This window comes from Azospirillum brasilense, from assembly GCF_005222205.1.
In the GTDB taxonomy this organism is placed as follows: Bacteria; Pseudomonadota; Alphaproteobacteria; order Azospirillales; family Azospirillaceae; genus Azospirillum; species Azospirillum brasilense_G.
Genome location: NZ_CP032346.1, coordinates 741,525 through 762,121, shown reverse-complemented (window position 1 = coordinate 762,121; position 20,597 = coordinate 741,525). Strand labels below are relative to the sequence as shown.

The window sequence follows — 20,597 nt, the reverse complement described above, 5'->3', positions numbered from 1 at the left end:
GACGGGTGGGCGACGGGTCAGTGCAGCAGCGGGCTGCGCGCGGCGAGCAGCGCGGTGTGGGCCAGGACGTTGGCACAGCCCAGCCACAGCCAGGCCTGACGCCCGCTGCGGAACAGGAAGCAGGCGCTGACGACCGCCAGCCAGATCGGGACGACGAGCCACATGACGAGTTGCAGCTTGTTCACCGCAGCCGGCCCGCCGGGGCCGATCCAGGCGAACAGTCCCGACAGGGCGATGGCCAGCGCGAATCCCAGGACCACGCCGGCCAGACTCTTGCTCCACCAGTCAGGACGGATCGGTGCCGGTGTCTTGTGGGTTGGCGACGCATCGGCCATCGCTCAACCCTCCCGGCGCGCGAGCACGGCGCCGCGTGCCGCGGCGGCGAACGGCAGAATGGTGAGGAGCAGCATCGCGACGGTGAGGCTGGTGAACAGCGCGGTCGCCGGATGCATGACCACCGACCACAGCAGCCATCCCTCCAGAAGAGCGAGCGTGCCAACCACGCGGCTGCGACGGGCCGGCAACGGGCGGCTCAGCCATTGCTGGCGCGGCGCCGACAGGTAGAATCCGGTGATGCCGGCGACGGTCGCGGCCAAGGCCAGTCCGTGGCAGACGGCTTCTGCCAGCGATGCGCTTTCAGTCATGGCACCTCAATCCAATCCGGTGGAGAGGCGACAGCTTTTGCCTATCAGCGATTGAAGTTGCAAGTGATTCCTAATTGCATAAACGCCCTTGCGACATTTCGCCGTGGCCGGCTGCCGGCATGGATGAGAGGAGCGGGACGATCCGTCGGAACCCGTCGCTTCCGGTCCAGGATCGACGGCCGGTGACCGTCCGCCTGGAACAGGACAGGAACATTCCTTCCCCGCAGCGGGCGTTCTCCTGCTAGACTGCGGCCATGGCTGTGTTCGACGATTGCAAGGTCCTGTGCCGCGACTGCGCGGCGGCTCTCCGCGGGAGCGAGCCGCGCTGCCCGAAATGCGGCGGCCGGCGGCTGGTCCGGCATGGGGAATTGCACGGCCTCGCCATCGGTCACATCGACTGCGACGCCTTCTACGCCACGGTGGAGAAGCGCGACCGGCCCGAGCTGGTCAGCCGCCCGCTGATCATCGGCGGCGACCGGCGCGGGGTGGTCGCCGCCTGCTGCTACATCGCGCGGATGGCCGGGGTGCGCTCGGCCATGCCGATGTGGCAGGCGATGGAGGCCTGCCCGGACGCCGTCGTGCTGCGGCCCGACATGGCGAAGTACAAGGCGGTGGGCCGGCAGGCGCGGGAGCTGATGCACGCCTTCACCCCGCTGGTCGAGCCGCTGTCCATCGACGAGGCCTTCCTCGACCTGTCCGGCGTCGCGGAGCGGCTGAGCATCAGCCCGGCCCAGGCGCTGGCCGAGCTGGTCCGCCGCTTCGAAAACCAGTTGGGCATCACCGCCTCGGTCGGGCTCAGCTACAACAAGCTGTTCGCCAAGATCGCCTCCGATCTGGAGAAGCCGCGGGGCTTCTCGGTGATCGGGCGGGGGCAGGCGCTGGACTTCCTGGCGCCCAAGCCGGTGTCGATCCTGTGGGGTGTCGGGCCGGTGCTCCAGCGCAAGCTGCAGTCGGACGGCATCCGCACGGTCGGCGACCTGCGCGGCTGGACGGAGATCGACCTCGTGCGCCGCCACGGCAAGATGGGCCGCCTGCTGCACCGCTTCGCCCGCGGCCAGGACGACCGCCGGGTGGAGCCGGAGTCGCCGAGCAAGAGCATCTCCGCCGAGACGACCTTCGATTGGGAGACCGCCGACAAGGCCGCGCTGAAGGACGCGCTGCTCCCGCTGGCCGAGACGGTGGCCCGCCGCCTGTCCGCCGCGGGCCTGCGGGGGCGCAGCGTGGTGCTGAAGATGAAGACCGCCGATTTCCAGACGATCACCCGCTCCCGCCGCGTCGATCCGCCGGCGAGGTCGGCGGGGCTGATCTGGCAGACCGGCTGCGAGATGCTGGACGCCGAGCCGGACGGGCGGTCGATCCGCCTGATCGGCGTCGGCTGCACCGACCTGCTCGACCCGGAGACCGAGGCGGAGCCGGGCCTGTTCGACGGGTTCGGCTCGTCTCCGCCGGGCTGAAGCGAATTCGGACCATTCCGGTCCAGGGCTCGCTTGCCGCGGGGCGGTGGAGAGGCCCACTCTTCCAGCCGTCGTTTCGGGATGGAGGAACGGGATGAGTCAGGCGGTGTGCGCGGGCGCCATGATGACCTGCAGCTTCGGGGCGGCGCCGTCCGCCCTGGTGGTGCTGCCGTTGAACCGGACGATGGCCGGCGGTCCGCCGATGGCCAACATCATGGACAACAAGCCGATCATGAACATCCCGCCCTTCGGCGTGTGCACCAGCCCGGCCAACCCGGTGGTGGCCTCGATGATTCCGGTGCCGCCGCCGGGTGTGATCAAGCCGCAGCCCTGCGTTCCATGCACCGTCGCCCCCTGGGTGCCCGGAGCGCCCACGGTGATGGTCGGCAACATGCCGGCCCTGACCTCCACCAGCAAGCTGATGTGCAACTGGGGCGGGGTGATCCAGATCGTCGTGCCGGGGCAGTTCACGGTGCAGACGCCGTGAGGCGTGCGGGGCTCTTGCCCCCTCCCTAACCCTCCCCTGCGAAGCGGGGGAGGGTTAGGGAGGGGGCAAGACCTCCCCAAGGGTTTTCCTCACCCCGCCGGGGGCTCCAGCACGGCGATCTCCTTGCCGTCCTCCGAATAGGTCCGCAGCGGTTCGATCAGCAGGCCGCGGCGATAGACGCCGTGCTGCATCAGCGCGCCGGAGGGGAAGAAGCGGCGCAGCACCCCGTCCTGGAGCCCGTCCAGGAAGGCCGCGCGCTCGCTCACCGTGCCGTCGTCGTAATAGCCCAGCACCGGGCCGTGCAGGCGGTCGTTGGCGTAGCTCTCCCGCCGCATCGGGCGGCCCTGCGGGCTGTGGAACAGCGCTTCGCCCTCGCGCTTGCCGTCGCAATACTGGAAGACGGCGGCCACCGTGCCGCTCTCGTGGAAGAAGACCGACGGGCCGTTGAGCAGGCCGTTGCGGTAGGTCATGCGGCAGGTCGGGCGGGCGTTGGCGTAGAAGGTGGTCTGACCGTGCTGCACGCCGTCCGCATACTCGGCCACCTGGACCAGGGCGCCGCCGGGCGCGTAGTTGCGCACCTCCCCGTGCAGCTTCCCGGCGCGCAGCCGGGCGCGCAGGATCGGGTGGCCGTCCTCGCCATAAGCGGTGTAGAGGCCGTGGAACTCCTCATCGCGCATCTCGCCGCTGCGGACGATGCGGCCCTGCTCGTCGCGCTCCTCCACGGGCTGGGGATCGGCAATCCGGGCTTCAGGTGGGCTTTCGCCGGCCATCTCAATTCACCTTCACCAGGGTGCCTTTGACGGTCATGATGGCGCCGGCGCTGACCTCGCCCATGGTCTGGGCCTTCAGCGTGGCGGACAGCCCCTCGGCGGACAGGGCCATGCCGGCCTTCAGGTTCATCCCCATGCTCGCCTTGACGTCCATGCCCATGCCCGACTTGATCTCCATGGCCATGCCGGACTTCGCGTTGAAGGCGCCGCCGGCGTCGAGCTTCATGTCCGTCCCGGACTTGACGCCGACCTCGCCAGAGGTGGCGGTCACCTTGACCGACTTGCCCTTGATCACCACGTCGCCGGTCACGTCGATGGTCAGGTTGCCCTTCACGGTCAGGGTGTAGTCGCCGTCGGCCTTGTGGGTGAAGTCGGCCTTGTTCGTGTGGGTCTCGTTCCCCTTCACCGTGACGGCGCGCGTGCCCTTCGCGACCTCGTGAGTCTCGTTGCCTTCCGACACGGTGATGCTGTGATCGTTCTTCACGGTCAGCTTGCGGTCGTGCTGGATGTCGATGGTGCTGTCGTTCTCGACCGTCTCCACCTCGTCGTGTTTGATGAGGCGGGTCACGTCGTTCAACACCTCGACGTTCATGTCCTTCTGGGCGTGAACGAAAATCTCCTCGGCATCGGCCTTGTCCTCGAAGCGGATCTCGTTGAACTTGCCGGTGCCGTTCTTCGAGGTCTGGGTCTTGATGGTGCTCTTGGTCGAATCGTCGGGCAGCGTGTAGGGCACGGTCTGCTCCGCGTTGTAGACGGAGCCGGTGACCAGCGGACGGTCGGGGTCGCCGTCGAGGAAGGTCACCACCACCTCCTGCCCGACGCGGGGGAAGAACATGATGCCGTAGTTCTTGCCCGCCCAGTTCTGCGCGACGCGGACCCAGCAGGAGCTTTTCTCGTCCTTCTTGCCCAGCCGGTCCCAGTGGAACTGCACCTTGATGCGCCCGTACTTGTCGAGCCAGATCTCCTCCCCGCTCTTGCCGACGACGATGGCGGTCTGGGTGGAGTGGATGCGCGGCTTCACCGCCGTGTCGAGCGGGCGGAAGGGCAGGTCCGGCGGGAAGGCGGTGAAATGGGCGTTGAAATGGCCGCTCGCCCCGTCGATGCGCACGGAATGCAGGACATATTCGGCGTTCAGGTCGCTCTTGCGGTGGCCCGACACGGTGATGCGCGTCCCGGCCTCCAGCGACCGGCATTCGCCGCTGCCGCGCACCCGGCGTCCGGGGAAGGCCAGCGCCTGCTGGCGCAGCTTGGCCATCGCCTCCCCATCCGACGAGGTGGTGTGGCGGCCCATGTAGTCGCTGACCGTGCCGAAGCCCGACGCGCCTTCCGCCGTGGCGTAGAGATCGGTCGAGGGCGTCTCGAAATGGTAGCCGTCGATGCCGTAGCTCTTGGTCGTCACGCGCCGCTCGACGCTGAGCCCGTTCAGCACATGGTCCTCGTCGTCGTGCCCTTCGGTGGTGCGGTATTCGAAGGCGTCGAGCAGCGTGCTCTTGGCAAAGGCGTTGGCCCCGTCGCCCAGCACCAGCGTGTGCTTCCCGTCCTCATGCGCGAAGTAATAGAAGATGCCTTCCTCTTCGAGCAGCCGGGCGACGAAGTTGTAGTCGGTCTCGCGGTACTGCACGCAATATTCGCGCTTGGCGTAGGTGCCGGTCAGCGACTTCTTGAGGTCGGTGTAGCCGGCGCCCTTGCAGACCTCCTCGACGATTTCCGGGACCGTCTTCTCCTGGAAGATGCGGCAGTCGCCGGAATGGGTCAGCATCCACAGCCAGGGGTGAAGCTCCGCCTCGTAATGGGCGACCTGGCCGCGGTCATCGACGTGGGTCAGCTCGATCCGCCCGACGATGGCGTTGATGTAACGCACCGTCTCCTGGTCGCCCAGCGTGATGGCGACGGTCACCGCCTTGCCGACGACGCGGTCGAAGGCGATGTCCTCGTCCGACGAGATCATCGTGACGCGGTAGGTGAACAGCGACGACAGCCGCTCCTCCCCCACGATGGTGCGCAGCGCCAGCGCGTCCGCCCCCAGCGGGGTGGTGATGGACAGATACTGGCCGTCCTGGGAAAAGCGCTTCGCCATCCTCGCCGCTCCCCGGTCAGGCCGCCGTGCCGTCCACGCTGACGGTGAAGCGCCCGTCCGCGCCGTGGTCCACGGTGATGCGGCCCACCGGCTGGCCGGCGGCGACGCGGTCGAGGATGCGGATCGCCACCTCCGGCACCACGAACTCCGACAGCAGCGTGTCAATCATGCGCGCCCCGGCGTCGGAGTTCAGCGCCCGCAGCACCAGCGCCTCCACCGCCGCGTCGGTGACGGCCAGCTCGGCGCCGCGGTTGCCGGCGGTGCGGCGTTGCAGCTTGTCCAGCTTCATCGTCACGATGCGGCGGATCTGTGCCTCGCTCAGCGGGTAGTAGGGCACGACGGACAGGCGGCCGAGGAAGGCCGGGCGGAAGCGGCGGCGCAGCACGTCGGAGATAGCCGCCAGCCCCTCTTCCCGCGCCTCGCCGATGCGCCCGGCGTCGAGCGCCTCGCGGCCCAACGCGAAAAGCTCCGTGTCACCGAGGTTGCTGGTCAGCAGGATCAGCGTGTTGCGGAAGTCGACCTCCACGCCCTCGCCGTCCTCCAGCACGCCCTTGTCGAAGACCTGATAGAACATGTCCAGCACATCGGGGTGGGCCTTCTCGACCTCGTCCATCAGCACCACGGCGTGGGGACGGCGGCGCACCGCCTCGGTCAGGACGCCGCCGCTGCCGTAGCCGACATAGCCCGGCGGGGCGCCGCGCAGGGTCGCCACGGCGTGGGCCTCCTGATACTCCGACATGTTGATGGTGATCAGGCTGTCCTCGCCGCCGTTCAGCAGCTCGGCGAGCGCCAGGGCGGTTTCGGTCTTGCCGACGCCGCTCGGGCCGCTCAGCAGGAAGACGCCGATGGGACGGTGCGGCTCGCCCAGCCCGGCGCGGTAGCCGCGCACGGCCCGCGCGATGGCCTGGAGCGCCTGCGGCTGGCCGACGACGCGGGCGGCCATGCGGTCCTCCAGCGTGGCGACCACCTCCAGATCGTCCTTGGACATCGAGCCGACCGGAATGCCGGTCCAGTTCGACACCACGGCGGCGACCACCGCGCCGTCCACCCGGTGCGGGACCAGCGGACTATCGCCCTGGATCGCTTTCAGCTTTTCCGTGGCCGCGGCGGCCTCCACCGCGTGGCCGGCCTTCAGCGCGGCCTCCACCGCATCGACAAGGTCGCGCTCGCGCGTCCAGCGCTCATCCAGCGCGGCCTTTTCCAAGGCCAGCGCGCCGCGGCGTTGCGAAATCTGCGACAGGCGGGCGTGGTGTGCGGTGCCGGGCTCGGCCTCCAGCCGCTCGGCCTCGCGGGCCAGGATGGCGTCCTCGCGCTCCATCGCCTCGATGGCCTCGGGCTTGGAGCTGCGGGCGATGGCGACGCGGGCGCAGGCGGTGTCGAGCACGCTGATCGCCTTGTCGGGCAACTGGCGGGCGGGGATGTAGCGGGCGGACAGGGCCACGGCGGCGGCGATGCCGTCGTCGAGCACGCTGACCCCGTGATGCTCCTCGAAGCGGCGGACGAGGCCGCGCAGCATGGCCGCCGCCGCCGTCTCGTCCGGCTCCGGCACCGAGACGGGCTGGAAGCGGCGGGCCAGCGCCGGGTCCTTCTCGAAATACTTCTTGTACTCGGCCCAGGTGGTGGCGGCGATGGTGCGGAACTCGCCGCGCGCCAGGGCGGGCTTCAGCAGGTTGGCGGCGTCGCCCTGGCCGGCGGCCCCGCCAGCGCCGATCAGCGCGTGCGCCTCGTCGATGAAGACGACCATCGGCACGGGCGAGGCGGAGACCTCCTTGATGATCGACTTCAGCCGGTTCTCGAACTCGCCCTTCACACCGGCTCCGGCTTGCAGCAGCCCGAGGTCGAGCGTGCGGATGACCATGCCGCGCAGCGGCGGCGGCACGTCGCCCTCGGCGATGCGCAGGGCCAGCCCCTCGACGATGGCGGTCTTGCCGACGCCGGGGTCGCCGACCAGGATCGGGTTGTTCTGACGGCGGCGCATCATGACGTCGATGACCTGCCGGATCTCGCGGTCGCGCCCGATCACCGGGTCGATCTTCCCGGCCTTGGCCTGGGCGGTCAGGTCCTGGCTGTACTGGTCCAGCATGGCCCGCCCGTCCGACGCCGTGGAGACCGGAGCGGCGGTGGGAGAGGAGTCGGACGCGGCGGCGGACGGTCCGCCCTCCTTCAGGACGCGCACCAGCTCCGGCAGGTCGGACGCGGTGCGCTCGCGCGGCAGGGCGAGCAGGGAGGGGGCGGACTCCGTCACCACCGCCCGCACGGAATCGCAGGCGACCGCGGCCCACAGGATCGCCGGCAGGACGATCTGCGGGCTGTCGAGATGGGTGACGGAGATCAGCAGCGCCGTTTCCAGCATCTCCGGCACGCGGGGGGAGAAGGCCGGGGTGCGGCTGTTGCCGCGGCGGATGCGGTCCAGAGCCGCTTCGAGTTCCGTCTCCAGCCGGCCCGCCTCGACGCCGTAATGGCGCAGGATGCCGGCGACGGTGGCGTCCTTCAGCCGCAGCAGCGCCAGCAGCACATGCTCCGCCTCGACGTCGTAATGGGTCTGCGAGACGCACAGCGCGGCGGAGCGTTCCAGAACCTTGCGCCCGTCGCGGTCGAGCTTTCCGATGAGGGACTTGATGTCGGCGGTCACGGGACGGCTCCCTGGGATGACGTTGCGGGCGGTGTCAGGTGCTTGCGAAGTCCCCTCTCCCCCCTGGGGAGAGGGTTAGGGTGAGGGGGTTGCGCTTGTTGGTACGTCCGGCACAAGCGCAACCCCCTCACCGGCCCTGCGGGCCGCCCTCTCCCCAGAGGGGAGAGGGCTAGAGGGGGCGGGGTCGAGGGTCAGGCGCCCGTCCTTCAGGTTCGGGCGGCCCGGGGCCCGCAGCCAGGAGGTCCAGCCGAGGCGGCTGCCCTCCGGCGGTTTGGTGGACAGGCGCGTCGGCGGCACCTTGGTGGCCTCCAGCACCAGCACGATGCGGAAGTCCATGCCGTCCCCGGTGTGGAAGCGGGCGAGCGCGCAGAGCGTCTGGTGGTGCCGCCCGTCGGGCAGGAACTCGCGGAAGCGCTCCAGGCTGTCGAGCGTCAGTTCGATGGCGTAGCAGCTCTGCTGGTCCCAGACGCGGCGGCCCAGCACGACTGTCCGGCCCAGGCTGTTGTTCCGCGCGCCGAAACCGCCGCCGATCCGGGTCCGGCTCTCCTCGTCCAGCGGCAGCCAGCGCCCGACGAAGCTCTCCACCCGCACCTTGACCCGGAAGACGGCGCCGAGGATCGCCTCAAGCCCGGACGACGAGCGGCGCCGGTTGGCGAGGATGCCGGAGAAGGCGAGCAGCATGCGGTCGGGCGTGCCGGGCAGGCGCTGCTCCAGGCCGGGCGTGCCGATGCCGGCCAGCGCGCGCAGCACACGCGCCATCAGCGTGCGTTCCGGGTCGCGCTCCAGCAGGGGCAGGCTGCCCTGGCGGGTGCGGTAGAAGATCGACATCAGGCGGTGGTTGAAGATGTCGTAAAAGGCAGAGCCCGCCGTGTCGCGTCGCGCCGCCCGCTCGACGAGCAGTTCGGTGGCGACGTAGGGCAGGGGGCCGTTGATGCCCGCCACGCCCAGCACGGGGGAGCGGACCACGCCACGCCCGTCCTCGGTCCGCCGCGCCTCGACGACGTCGCTGGCCGGGAAGACGAAGCTGGGGTCGTGCTCGATGCGGACGGCCTCCTGCTCCGGGTCGATGCCGGTGCCGAGCGGCGCCAGGCCCGGGGCGGCGCGTTCCAGCAGGGCGATGGCCTGCAGCAGGTCGAAGCCCCAGGGCTCGGCCTCCAGCCGGTCGATCAGGGCGGGAGGGTGGCCCGAGGAGGGGGGAGGGCGGTCCGTCACAGGACCGGCTGGCTGCCGGCAAGGCGCGACCATGCCTTCCACACCCCTTCCCGTTGCACCGAGCGCAGCCGAAGCTGGGCAAAGGCGTTGACGTTGACGTAGAGCCCGAGAAAGCGGCTGAGCACGCCGCCGAAGACCAGCGGGCTGGCCCCGACGAAGTTCCGCTCGTCCAAGTCCACAGTCACCTCCAGCCCGCGCACGAAGCCGCGCCAGGCGTCCTGCCCCATGCGGTGCAGCACCGGGCGGGAGGACAGGCCCTGCACGCCGCGGATCTGGTGCTGGGCGGACGGATCGTCGGGCGCGTGCAGCAGCAGGATCGATTGCAGGGCGCGCAGCCCCTCGGCGTCGCCGGTCAGGCTGAGATGGTTGACCGACAGGTGCGAGATCAGCTTCCAGGCCGAGGAGCCGCCCGCCGGGGCGGGGCGGCCGGGCGTCGGCTTGTGCAGGCAGCGGATGGTGGCGATGGGCGCCGCCTCCTCGATCATCAGCGCGGCGCCCGCCGGGACCTGCTCGGCCAGCGCCCGGTTGGTGCAGAGCGTGCGCACGAGGAGCGTCTCGTCCGCCGGGTCGGTCGGCGTCAGGTCGAGGTGGTGCAGGCTGAGATGGATGTCGGTGCCCGGCACGTCCTCCCGTTGGGTCGGCTCGCGCGCGGCCAGCCAGAAGCCGCGCGGCTCGGTCTCCGCCTCGGCGTGATGGTGGGAGAAGAGGGGGACGTAGCGGTGATGCATGCCGTCGCCGTCGCGCAGGCCGCTGACCTCCAGGATCGAATGGACCTCGGTCGTGCGCTCGCGCAGGGCGTCGGGGACGACGCGGTAGGCGGTTCGCCGGTGGTTCAGCCGGATTGGCTCCGCCGTGCGGTTGAACAGGTTGACGATGGGCGTGCAGCCGAGGACGAAGCTGTCCTTGCGCAGGGTCAGGCGGTTGGGCAGCGGGCGCGACACCGCGATCAGGATGTCGACGACCTCCCCCGACAGCTGGCCCCGGGGAAGCGGCAGGTCGTAGAAGTCGAACTTCTGCGGGAACTCGAAGTATTCCTGCAGCAGGCCGTAGGCGGGCTGGGCGTGCCTGGGATGGGGCAGCACCGTCTCGTCGGGACCGAAGCCCACCGGGGCGATCAAGTTCTCGCCGCGCAGCCGCACCGGCGGCTTGCCGGGCTGGACATAGGCGATCTCAACGACGCCGCACAGGAACAGTTCGTGCAGGGCGGAGGTGAGGATCGTCTCGCCGTCGATGAACAGGCGCAGCTTGTCGATCGGCAGATTCTCGAAGGACTGGTTGCGCGTCTCCAGCCGCAGCCGCAGCACCGAGGCGGTGGCGGCGCCGTCGAGGAAGTCGTAGCGGTCCGCCGGCTCCACCGCGGCGTCGGTCACCGCGACCGGCCACAGCGTCACATCGTAGGCGGTGCGGAAGCGGCAGCGGATGTTGTCCTCGGCCACGGCGTGCAGCGGGGTGCCGCGCGGCACGCGGAAGCCGCCGGTCAGCCGCCCCTCGCCGGGAGTCGGCTCCATCCGCGCGATGCCCATGGCTGGGATCGGCGCGATCATCTGCGGGTGCAGGATGCCGAGCAGCGCCTCGGAAAAGCGCGGGAACTCGCGTTCCAGATTGAGTTGCAGGCGGCCCGACAGGAAGGCGAAGGATTCGATCAGCCGCTCGACGTTGGGGTCGGCGGCCTGATCCGGCCCCAGCGCCAAGCGGCGCGCGATCTTGGGATAGCTGCGCGCGAAGGCTTCGCCCGCCCGGCGGACGTAGAGAAGCTCGCGTTCGTAATGGTCGAGGAGGTCCTCGCGCCGCATCCTGATGCGTCCTTTCAGCCGGATTCGGCGTGGCCGCGCAGGCCCACGTCGAACTCCAGCCGTTCGGTGACGGTGCCCGCCACGACCTCGCCGGAGATGCTGGTGACCATGGTGCCGCGCCCGGTTCCGGCGCTGACGGTCACCCGCGGGCGCTTCAGCCGCGGCTCGAAATCGATGATGGCCTGTCGCACCATCCGCTCCACCTGACGGCGGTCGGCGTCGGAGGCGGCGTCCAGATGCGTGATGTCGGCAATCCCATAGTCCAGCGCCGTTCCGCCGAGGTCGGGGCGGCGGGCGCCGGTGCTGCGGCTGTCGAGGATGCGCGCGACCTCGCGCCGGATCGACGCCTTGAGATCGGGCATGGACAGCACCGTGGCGGACGGCTCGTCGCCCGTCGGGTGGTCCGGTTCGAAGTCGATCAGCCGTTCGAACAGCAGCGACCGTCCGCCGGTCATCGTCTTGGGCTGGGTCATCGCCGTGTCCGTTGGAGCTTCAATTCCTTCTCCCCTCCGGGGAGAAGGTCAGGATGAGGGGGTGCCGAAGGCACACCGTGTGAGCACAAAGAGAATTTCTCCGCCCTGCCGGGCGCAATGCCCCCTCACCCAACCCTCTCCCCGCTTTCGGCGGACCAATGGTCTGCCTGTCGCGTCAGCGCAAACGGAGTTTGCGCGTGAGCGGGGGAGAGGGCTTTTGGCGAGCGTAGGAAATTAGCTGTCGGAGACGGTGCCCTTCAGCAGGTTGAACTTCACGCCGCCACCGCCTTCGTGCTTCTGCTCCTCGGTGTAGCGCTTGTAAGTCCAGTAGATCTCCGTGGCGTTGATCTCGATGGTCTCGGTCGTATCGCCCTCGTTGACGCTCAGGCTGTGCTTGGCGATCAGCGGGTTGGTCAGCTCGATCGTCAGGAACTCGCCCCACTGGTGGCTGTCGCCGATCGGCTTCAGGCAGTGGATGGTCCACTGCTTCTTCGCCGTATCGGAGTTGGCCGAGCGCAGCAGCAGCGAGATCAGCTTGGGCGAGGCCCGGTCCCACTTGCGCTCAAGCGTGATGTTCTCGACCTTCGGGGTGTGGACCGTGCGGCGGGCGTTGGTCGACACTTCCATTTCGACGGTCATGTCCTGCGACAGGGATTCGCACAGGATCATGTCCTTGAACACCGTGCCCCCGGCGATCTCCACCGCGGACTCCCCCTGGACGTTGGGGATATCGAGAATGATCATAGACATGCGGATTTACTCCGGACGATGCGTTCGGTGGGGAGGGGATCAGGCTTCCGGCGCCGGCAGTTCGGCGACCATGCGGATGGAGGCCGACAGCTCTTCGAGCTGGAAATGCGGACGCAGGAAGATGTTGGCGCGGTAGACGCCCGGACGGCCCGGCACGTCGTAGACGTCGATGCGGGCCTCGCGCAGCGGGAAACGGGCCTTCGTGCCCTGCGACGCCTCGTCGTCCAGCAGGACGTAGTTGGCGATCCAGGTGTTCAGGTGGTCCGTGATGTTGTTGCGCGTCAGGAAGGCGCCGATCTTGTCGCGCAGCATCACCTTCAGGTAATGGGCGAAGCGCGACGACACCAGCATGTACGGCAGCATCGCGGAGATGCGGGCGTTCGCGTTGGCCTCGTCGGTGTTGTAGACCTTCGGCTTGTTCGTGGTCTGGCCGCTGAAGAACGCCGCGTAATCCGTGTTCTTGCAGTGGACCAACGAGATGAAGCCGAGGTCGTTCAGCTCCTTCTCGCGGCGGTCGGTGATGGCGATCTCCGTCGGGCACTTCAGGGCGATGTCGCCCTCGTCGGTCTTGAAGGTATGGCTGGGCAGACCCTCGACCTTGCCGCCGCCTTCCACGCCGCGGATGGCCGCGGTCCAGCCGTGCTTGGCGAAGCTGTCGGTGATGCGCGCGGCCAGCGCCCAGGAGGCGTTGCCCCACAGGTACTTGGAATGATCGCGCCCGTCGGTGTCCTCGACGAAGTTCATGCCTTCGACCGGAACGGTGTTCGGGCCGTAGGGCAGGCGCATCAGGACGTGCGGCATGGTCAGCGAGACGTAGCGGGAATCCTCCGACGCGCGGAAGGACCGCCACTTCACCATCTCGGCCGTCTCGAAGATCTTCGACAGGTCGCGCGGGGCGCCCAGCTCGCTGAAGCTCTCCATGTCGAACATCGCCGGGGAGACGGCGCTGATGAAGGGCGCATGGGCGGCGGCGGCGAGGTTCGACATCTTCTCCAGCAGGGAGATGTCCTGCGGATGGCGGCCGAACTCATAGTCGCCGACCAGCATGCTGTAGGGCGTGCCGCCCAGCGTGCCGTATTCGGCCTCGTAGACCATCTTGAACATGGCGCTCTGGTCGAACTCGACCGCGCTGTCCAGGTCCTTCTGGAGGTCCTTGCGCGAGACGTTGAGGACGCGCAGCTTCAGCGTCGTCGAGGTCTCGGTGTTCATGACGAGGTAGTTCAGGCCGCGCCACGTGCCTTCCAGCTTCTGGAAGTCGGGGTGGTGCATGACCTCGTTGAGCTGGTCGCTGATCAGCTCGTCGATCTGCGCGATGCGCTGGTTGATCGCCTCGACCACGTCGACGGCGGAGGCGTCGCCGGTCTCGGCGAGGACCTGGTCGACGAATTCGGTCAGAAGGTCGCGGGCGTAGGGCCGCTGGCCCTCCTCGCGCGCCATCTTGCCTTCGACCATCATGCGGTCGAGCAGGGACAGACTGGCGGCGCTCTCAACGGACGTTTCCGTGCTCACCTGTTCGCTCCGTGAAGGGGGTTCTGGTTGGGCTTACCGGGAGGGGGGATCAGGCGGGCTCGCCCGCGGGCTCGCCGGCCGGGGTGCCGGCCACCGGGCCGAGGAGCTTCTTCAGCTCGTCCTGCTGTTCGGTGCTGGTGATGACGTCGTTCAGCAGGCCGTTCAGCTCGTCGTTGCCGTCCAGCTTGGCCAGCAGGTCCGAAAGCTTCTGCCGGGCTTCGAACAGGCGGCTCAGCGTCGGCACCTGCTTCAGCACCTCCACCGGCTGGAAATCGTCCATGTGGCGCATGTTCAGCAGGATGTTCAGCTTGCCGCCGTCCTCCTGCAGCTTGTTGTCCACCTGGAAGGCGAGGCGCGGCCCGACGGAGGCCATCACGTCGTTGAAGTTGTCGCGGTCGATCTCGACGAACTTGCGCTCCTTCAGCTTGGGAAGGGGCTTCTCCGGCTTGCCGCTGAGGTCGGCCAGGATGCCGACCAGGAAGGGCAGCTCCTTCATCTCCTGGGCGCCACCGGTGTGGACCTCGTAGGTGAGCTTCACCCGCGGCGGGCGGACGCGCTCCAACTTCTTCTGACTGCTCTCGCTCATATCTGACGACCTCATAGGGTTGTGCGCGTCGCGCGCCGGCTGTCGAGCTTCGCCATCATTCGAAAGGCACCCCCGCGGAGGCCAGCCGAGATGGACCCCAATTGGACGACATCGCCCCGGAACACCTCCGTTTCGGAGGGAATGTCCGGCGTACGAAGCATCGCCCGCTCAGCTTCGAAGGTGCTGCAAGAGGAAGTTGCGGGCCTCCAAGAGTTGACTCATCCGCTCGGCGCTGGAGAGCAGGCCGGTGTCGGGATGGAAGATCGGGGCCAGCGTGCGGAAGCGGCTGTTGACCGTCTGCGTGTCCAGCCCCCACTCGTGGGTGAAACCGAGCACGTAGGTGGCCTGCCACGGCTTGCGGATCGGCTGGCGCAGCGGGCGGAAGGCCAGCGTCTCCAGCGCCGCGGTCAACTGCTCCAGCCGCAGGCGGCAGCGGCTCATCTCGCTTTCCACGGCGTTCAGCTCGCCCGCGGTGATGAGGTGCGCGCCGTCGTCGTTGCCGATGGTGGCGGCGACCCAGGCGGCCTTGCGGACGGTCGCCGCGTCCAGCGGCGTGTCGTGGCGCACCCGCAGCTTCGGCACCACCCGCACGCGGCGGGTGCCGCCGTTCTTCAGCGTCACGGTGCGGTGGGAGACGTCCACCGGCTCGGGGCTGCCGGGGTCGGGCAGATGGGTCAGCGCCTCCGGCCCGACCAGCGTCAGGCAGGAGCGGATCAGGGCGGGCACCGTCATGCCGCGCGCCGCCGCCGCGGAATCCACGGCGGCGTAAAGGGCATGCTGACAGGGTGCGGTGATGGTGGGCAAAGGGCCTCCGGGTACGCACGGCGGTAATGCCCCGCAAGGTGTGCGATGGCGGGCCGCCGCGGAACGCCTTGTTGGTCCACTCCCGGAGTCACGCCGCCGGAACTGCGTCCGTTGCGGAGCGAAGGCGCTCAGGCGTCCTTGCCGCCGCCCTTGCCGCCGCGGAACTCCTCCATCACGGCGCGGATGCCGGTCTCCAGCGCCCGGACGCGGCGGCGCTGCCGCTCCTCCCGCCGCATGGCCTCCTGCGCCTCGCCGCGCAGGCGGTCCACCTCCTCGACCAGCGAGGGGGCGACGGTGCCGCGGTCGGTGTAGAACAGCCCGACCTGGATGACCTCGTAGAGGGAGGCGCCGGCGGGCATCAGCCGCTCCAGCGCGGAGAGGGCGGCCAGCCGCTCGCCGGGGGAATCGCTGCGCAGCCGGGCGAGGATCGCGTGCAGCCGGGCGTCCTGCTTCATGTTGGAGCGCGTCCTTTCTGGTTCGCCGGGGGAGTATCGCAGGGGCCGGGGAGCGGCAAAAGCAGATCAGACCAAGTTGGGCCAATCTGAACGGGATGCCCCCGCGGAAAGCCGCTATAGCCGGACGCTTGGGAGGCTGGCCATGCTCTACGGTTTCGGGCGTCTGGCGCTTGTGTTGTGGCTGTGCGCCGTGGGCGGGCAGGCGTTCACGCTGTTCGCCTTTCACAACGCGGTGGCGGAGGCGCACACGGCGGAAATCGCCGCGCGCGCGTCGGCGCTGGCCAGCCGCGTGGCGGCCAGCGCGGCGGAGCGCGCCGCCATCGGTTTTCCGCTCGCCGACCAGAACGACCTGCAAAGGCTGATCGAGGTGGCCTCCACCGGCGGCGGGGGCGTGCGGCTCTATGTGGTGGACCCGCGCGGGACCGTGCTGTTCGCCACCGCCCAGGCGGCGGGGACGCCGGTGCCGGCTTCCTGGATGGGCGGCGCCGCGGGGCTGCCGGCGGAGCCCTGGGACCTCGCCGACCACGACGGCGTGCTGGTCGGCGTGCCGGTGGCCGACGCCCTAGGCAAGCCCGCCGGCGCCGTGCTGGGCCTCGCCCCGCAGCAGGACGCGCGGGTGGAGGTTCTGGCCGCGCTGCGCGAGACGGCGACGGTCACCGCCGTTTTCCTGGCCGCCATCGCGATCCTTGCCGTTCTGGGCACGCGGGTTCTGCTGTCCGGGGTCTGCCGGTCCGTTCTGGAGCGGACGGCTTTCTACGCCGCCGAGGCGCGGCAGCTTCAGGCCGACGCACCCGCTGTGGCGGTCGCCGATCCGGCGCTGTCCGCCGTCCTGGCCGGGCTGCGCGCGGCGGAGACCGAGGCCGCCCGCATCGACGGGGAGGTGCTGCGATGACCCGCCCGGCGACGCTGTTCCCCCAGCGCAGCGTGTTGCGGCGCTTCATCCCGCTGATGGCGGTGGTGGTGGTTGTGCCCTGGCTCGCCACGTTGGCGGCGGCGCTGATCGCCGCGGCCGGGCTGGCCGATCGGGGAACCGCCTCCCGCGCCGAGATCGTCGGGACGGGCATCGCCCATGACCTGGAGAAGGCGCTGGCGCTCGGCCTGCCGCTCGACCGCATGGCCGGGATGGACGACTATCTCGGCGAGGCGGGCGCGGTCTTTCCGGAGATCAAGCTGATCCTGGTGGTGGACGGCGCCGGGCGCCCGCTGTTCCAGAAATCCGACGCGGCGCGCCCCGACCTGTCGGTCCGGCTGGTGCCGGCGGAGACCGACTGGTCCGCGCTGGGTCTGGTCCTGCAACGCTTTCCCATTCGCCAGGGCGCCGCGACGGCGGGTGAGGTCCTGCTGGGCCGCAGCGCCGTGGCGCAGCCGGCCAACGCGCCGCGCATCCTCATCGACTTCGCGGTGGCGCTGAGCATCGCGCTGGCGCTCGGCGGGCTGGCGCTGCGCACCATGCTGAACGCCCAGGTGATGGCGCCGCTGCGCCTGGCGGCGTCGCTGGAGGCCAACCTCGCGCGCTCCGCCTACGACCGCATCGCCCCGCCGGTGGAGCAGAGCCTGATCGGCACCCTGCTGGCCGAGATGAACCGGGTGGTGACCGGCGTGAACGACCGCTTCGCCCGCCTGCGCAGCTATCTGGCCGAGGTGCGCGACCTCAGCTTCAACAAGGACGCCGCGGCGGAGGTGGCGCCGCTGATCGAGCGGATCGAGCGGCTGGGTCGCTTCTCGCCCGACCGGCTGACCGCGCTGGCCCCGCCGGACGCCGGGTCGCTGCCCTACGCCATCGCCTTCTGCGCGGGGGTGGTGGTGGCGGTTGCCGCGGCGGTCGCGGCGCGGCACCTGCCGCCGGGGACGGCGCTCGGCGGGGTTGTTCTGGGCGCTGTCATGGCGGTGCCGTTCGCCCTGGCGCTCGGCCGCCGCGCGCCCATTGCGGGGGCGCTGGCGCTGGGCGCATGGGCGTTGCTGAACGGGCTGGGGGACGGAGTGGTGGTCTGGCTGAGCGGGGCGGTGCTGGGCGGGATGGCCGCGACGCTTCCCTTCCAGGCCGCGCGTCCCGCCGCGGAAAGCCTGCGCGCCGGGCCGGCGGTCTCCGCCGCGGGCGGTCTGGTCGTTGGAACGGGGCTGTCGGTCCTGTGCATCGGTGGTGGCGTGCCGGGTGTTCTCATGGCCGGCGCGGTGCTGTCCGGGTTGGCGGGTCTGCTGGCCGCCGTCCGGCTGGAGCGGCGGAGCGGTCTGACGCTGCCGCGCGTGACCCTCCGCGCTCTGCTGGCGGTGGACCGTTGGTGGGCGGACGGGACGCTGCGTCCCAAGGGATGGGGGCTGTGGCTGGTCACAGCGCTGGCCCTGGCGGTGTTGAGCCGGGCCGACGGCGGCGGCGCGATGGACGCCCGCCGGGTCGCGGAACTCTTCTGGCTGCACGCCACCCCGGCCTGGCTGGCCGCCGCCCTGGTCGCGGTGCTGGTGCCGCGGGGGGCTGCGGCGCTGCTGAGCCTGTGTGCGACGGCGGCGGTCGGACTGCTCCTGGCGCTCGGCCCGGTGGAGCCGGGCACCGCCGTCGCGCTGGGCGCCGCCGCGGCGCTTGGCGCCGGCCATGCGGGCTTCGCGGCGTCCGGGAACTGGGGAGGGCTGACCGCGATCCGCGCGGCGTTGACTTTGGCCGGAACGCTTGGCGTGCTGTGGCTGTCCGGCGGGAGCAACACGGTGGTGGCCGCCGGAACGCTGCCTTCCCTCGCCTTGCTCGCCGGGATCGCCGCGCTGCCGCCGCTGGCGCTGGCCCTGTGGCGCAACGCCATGCCACGCCGGCGCGTTCCGGTCGAAGGGGAGGCCGCGCGATGACCGGTCTTCGCCAGCGCATGACGGTGGCCGCGGCCGCGGTGGTCCTTGCCGTGCTCGTCACCGCCGCGGTCTTCGCCCTGCTGCGCATCGAGAGCGGGGCCACCCGCCACGCCGAGGACGAGGGGCGGATGACCCTGCGGCTGTGGGAAGGGCTGCTCGACCAGTCCGCCACCGCCGCGCGGGTGGCGGTGGGCGACCCCCGCCTCACCGAGGCCCTGGAACGCGGCAACGCCGCGGCGGCGGCCGAACGGATCGGCGCGCTGGGCTTCACGGCAGTGACGGTGGTCAACGGCGCGGGGCAGACCCTGCTTGCCGTCCCGGCCGACCAGCCGATCCGCCTTCTCGACGAGCGGCGCATCGGGCAGGTGCTGGCCCGCAACGACACGCAGGACGGTCTGGTGCTGACCGGCGGCGCCGCCCAGCTTCTGCTCGCACGCCCCCTCGGCGCGCAGCGGCCCGCCGACCGGGCGCTGGTCGCGATCTGTCCGCTGACGGGCAGCCTTGAAGCGCTGGCCGGCGTCCTTGGCGGCTCCGCCTTTCTGGTCGGCAGCGACGGCACCTTGTACGGCCACGCGGGACCGCTGGCCTGGGCCGACGTGCGTCCCGCCGCGGAGCGCGGCGAGGAGGTGCAGGCGACCATCGGCGCCCGCGGCTACGGCGTGCGCAAGCTGCGCCTGCCCAAGGTGGCCGGGACGGAGGGGGACGGCACGCTGTACCTCGTCACGGCGCGCGAGACCACGCTGGCCGCCATGGCCGACAGCCTGCTGGACAGCTCCGCCATCCTGGTGGTGCTGATGGTGCTGGTGGCGGGCACCTTGGGGCTGGACTGGTACTTCCGGCGCGTCTTCACACCGGTCTACGCCTCCATGTCCGCCCTGTCGGCCCTGGCGGCGGGAGACACCGGCGTCGCCGTGCTGGGGGCGGAGCGCACCGACGAGGCCGGGCAGCTCGCCCGCACCGTCGAGGTCTTCCGCAGCCGCAGCCGCGCGCTGCGCGACGCCGAGGAGCGGCGCGCCCGCCACTGGCTGCGCCAGCAGTCCTTCATCCGCCGCCAGATGCTGCGCCTGTCGGAAACCCTGCCGGAGCAGGGGCGGCGGGAGCTTCTCGCCGACCTCGCCCGCATCGAGGCGGCGTCGGAAGGCCGGACGCCCTGCGCGCGCACCGACGATCCCGGCGCGCTCGCCGTCGCCTTCGAGGTGATGGCCGAACGCGTGCGCGACCAGCACACGGCGCTCGACGGCATGGTCCGCCAGCTTCAGTCCGCGCTGGACACCCGCACCGAGCTTGTGGAGTTGCAGAAGCAATTCGAGATCGCCCGGCGCATGCAGGCGGCGATCCTGCCGCCCGACCTGACCACCGCCCCCGACCTGGAGGCGTCGGGCCTGATGCGCCCGGCGGCGGAGTTCGACGGCAGCTTCTACGACTTTTTCCTGACGGCGGACGGGTCGCTGGCGGTCCTGATCGGGCAGGTGTCGGGCGGCGGCTTGGCGGCGGGCTTCATGACGGTGACGGCGCGCGCCGCGCTGCGGACGCTGGCGGCGGCCGGGCTCGGGCCGGCGGCCTGCCTGACCGGCGCCAACCGGCTGCTGGCGGCGGACAACGCGGCGGGCCTGTCGATCGGCCTCGCCATGGGCATCGTGTCGCCGCGCTCGCGCCGGCTGGTCTTCGCCGCGGCGGGCGTGCCGGAGCCCTTCCTGCTGCGGCGCTTCGGCGACGTGGTGGATCTGCCGGTGGCGGCCAACCCGCCGCTCGGCCTCGATCCCGCGATGACGGCGGTGGAAACCGCGCTCGACCTGCCGGTGCCGTCGACGCTGGTGCTGTGCAACGGCGGGCTGCTGGACGGCGAGAACCGCTTCGGCGTCGCTTTCGGGCGGGCACGGCTGACCGGCATCCTCGGCAACCTCGACGACCTGTCCGCCGCCAGCGTCACCGCCGCGGTATCCGCCGGGCTGGCCGAGCATGGGGGCGGTGCCGCGATGGCGGTGGACCGGCTGTGCGTCGCCCTGCGGGTGCGGGCATGAGGGCCGGCGTGCTTCCAACCCCTCTCCCGTCCCGGGAGAGGGTGGCGCCAATGGCGCCGGGTGAGGGTCGTGCAAGGATGGTGGCGCGGATTCTTGGC

18 protein-coding genes are annotated in these 20,597 nt (G+C 70.5%); 5 read left to right on the top strand and 13 right to left on the bottom strand.

What is annotated here, in order from left to right; all coding sequences use genetic code 11:
* Window positions 1-17: 17 nt before the first annotated feature.
* Both D3869_RS17555 and D3869_RS17550 read right to left on the bottom strand, forming a co-directional pair.
* Complete coding sequence (locus tag D3869_RS17555) at window positions 18-335, bottom strand: hypothetical protein (protein WP_137141215.1); 318 nt, start codon at window positions 333-335, stop codon at window positions 18-20.
* Between the two features lie 3 nt (window positions 336-338).
* Window positions 339-644 (bottom strand): hypothetical protein, encoded by a 306-nt coding sequence (locus D3869_RS17550; RefSeq protein WP_247895908.1) that lies wholly within the window; start codon window positions 642-644, stop codon window positions 339-341.
* A gap of 254 nt (window positions 645-898) precedes the next feature.
* Here D3869_RS17550 and D3869_RS17545 point away from each other — a divergent pair, with 254 nt between their 5' ends.
* Both D3869_RS17545 and D3869_RS17540 read left to right on the top strand, forming a co-directional pair.
* Window positions 899-2,098 (top strand): DNA polymerase IV, encoded by a 1,200-nt coding sequence (locus D3869_RS17545; protein WP_137141214.1) that lies wholly within the window; start codon window positions 899-901, stop codon window positions 2,096-2,098.
* Between the two features lie 94 nt (window positions 2,099-2,192).
* Window positions 2,193-2,585, top strand: a complete 393-nt coding sequence (locus D3869_RS17540) for a DUF4280 domain-containing protein (protein ID WP_014198555.1) — start codon at window positions 2,193-2,195, stop codon at window positions 2,583-2,585.
* An 89-nt stretch (window positions 2,586-2,674) separates the two neighbouring features.
* On the opposite strand, the gene D3869_RS17535 is transcribed toward D3869_RS17540, so the two are convergent.
* The 11 genes from D3869_RS17535 to D3869_RS17480 form a co-directional block, all read right to left on the bottom strand.
* Window positions 2,675-3,355, bottom strand: a complete 681-nt coding sequence (locus D3869_RS17535; protein ID WP_137141213.1) for a toxin-antitoxin system YwqK family antitoxin — start codon at window positions 3,353-3,355, stop codon at window positions 2,675-2,677.
* A 1-nt stretch (window position 3,356) separates the two neighbouring features.
* Window positions 3,357-5,432, bottom strand: coding sequence for a type VI secretion system Vgr family protein (locus D3869_RS17530; RefSeq protein WP_137141212.1), 2,076 nt, complete (start codon window positions 5,430-5,432; stop codon window positions 3,357-3,359).
* 16 nt (window positions 5,433-5,448) lie between these two features.
* The gene (gene tssH, locus D3869_RS17525) at window positions 5,449-8,064 is read right to left on the bottom strand and encodes a type VI secretion system ATPase TssH (RefSeq protein ID WP_137141211.1); all 2,616 of its coding nucleotides are present in this window, start codon (window positions 8,062-8,064) and stop codon (window positions 5,449-5,451) included.
* Between the two features lie 75 nt (window positions 8,065-8,139).
* Window positions 8,140-9,276 (bottom strand): type VI secretion system baseplate subunit TssG, encoded by a 1,137-nt coding sequence (tssG, locus tag D3869_RS17520; RefSeq protein WP_247895907.1) that lies wholly within the window; start codon window positions 9,274-9,276, stop codon window positions 8,140-8,142.
* A complete protein-coding gene (gene tssF, locus D3869_RS17515; RefSeq protein WP_137141210.1) occupies window positions 9,273-11,069 on the bottom strand; it encodes a type VI secretion system baseplate subunit TssF in 1,797 nt (598 codons plus the stop codon). Before tssF ends, tssG begins: the two co-directional genes overlap by 4 nt.
* A 14-nt stretch (window positions 11,070-11,083) precedes the next feature.
* The gene (gene tssE, locus D3869_RS17510) at window positions 11,084-11,542 is read right to left on the bottom strand and encodes a type VI secretion system baseplate subunit TssE (RefSeq protein WP_137141209.1); all 459 of its coding nucleotides are present in this window, start codon (window positions 11,540-11,542) and stop codon (window positions 11,084-11,086) included.
* A 234-nt stretch (window positions 11,543-11,776) separates the two neighbouring features.
* A complete protein-coding gene (locus D3869_RS17500) occupies window positions 11,777-12,292 on the bottom strand; it encodes an Hcp family type VI secretion system effector (protein WP_094306712.1) in 516 nt (171 codons plus the stop codon).
* A gap of 39 nt (window positions 12,293-12,331) precedes the next feature.
* Window positions 12,332-13,801 carry a type VI secretion system contractile sheath large subunit gene (gene tssC, locus D3869_RS17495; protein WP_137141208.1) on the bottom strand — a complete coding sequence of 490 codons (1,470 nt, stop codon included), beginning with the start codon at window positions 13,799-13,801 and terminating at the stop codon, window positions 12,332-12,334.
* A gap of 49 nt (window positions 13,802-13,850) precedes the next feature.
* A complete protein-coding gene (gene tssB / locus D3869_RS17490; protein ID WP_094306710.1) occupies window positions 13,851-14,387 on the bottom strand; it encodes a type VI secretion system contractile sheath small subunit in 537 nt (178 codons plus the stop codon).
* A 168-nt stretch (window positions 14,388-14,555) separates the two neighbouring features.
* Window positions 14,556-15,191: a hypothetical protein gene (locus D3869_RS17485; protein WP_247895390.1), complete on the bottom strand. Its 636-nt coding sequence runs from the start codon at window positions 15,189-15,191 to the stop codon at window positions 14,556-14,558.
* Between the two features lie 128 nt (window positions 15,192-15,319).
* Window positions 15,320-15,646, bottom strand: coding sequence for a hypothetical protein (locus D3869_RS17480; protein WP_137141207.1), 327 nt, complete (start codon window positions 15,644-15,646; stop codon window positions 15,320-15,322).
* Between the two features lie 142 nt (window positions 15,647-15,788).
* On the opposite strand from D3869_RS17480, the gene D3869_RS17475 reads away from it, so the two are divergent.
* Genes D3869_RS17475 through D3869_RS17465 form a run of 3 tightly spaced genes read left to right on the top strand, consistent with a single transcriptional unit; the run spans window position 15,789 to window position 20,499 of the window.
* Window positions 15,789-16,538, top strand: coding sequence for a hypothetical protein (locus D3869_RS17475; protein ID WP_247895906.1), 750 nt, complete (start codon window positions 15,789-15,791; stop codon window positions 16,536-16,538).
* Window positions 16,535-18,478 carry a hypothetical protein gene (locus D3869_RS33855; RefSeq protein ID WP_247895905.1) on the top strand — a complete coding sequence of 648 codons (1,944 nt, stop codon included), beginning with the start codon at window positions 16,535-16,537 and terminating at the stop codon, window positions 18,476-18,478. The genes D3869_RS17475 and D3869_RS33855 overlap by 4 nt, the downstream gene beginning before the upstream one ends.
* Entirely contained in the window at window positions 18,475-20,499 is a 2,025-nt protein-coding gene (locus tag D3869_RS17465; protein ID WP_137141205.1) for a PP2C family protein-serine/threonine phosphatase, read from the top strand. Before D3869_RS33855 ends, D3869_RS17465 begins: the two co-directional genes overlap by 4 nt.
* The last annotated feature ends 98 nt before the right edge of the window (window positions 20,500-20,597 follow it).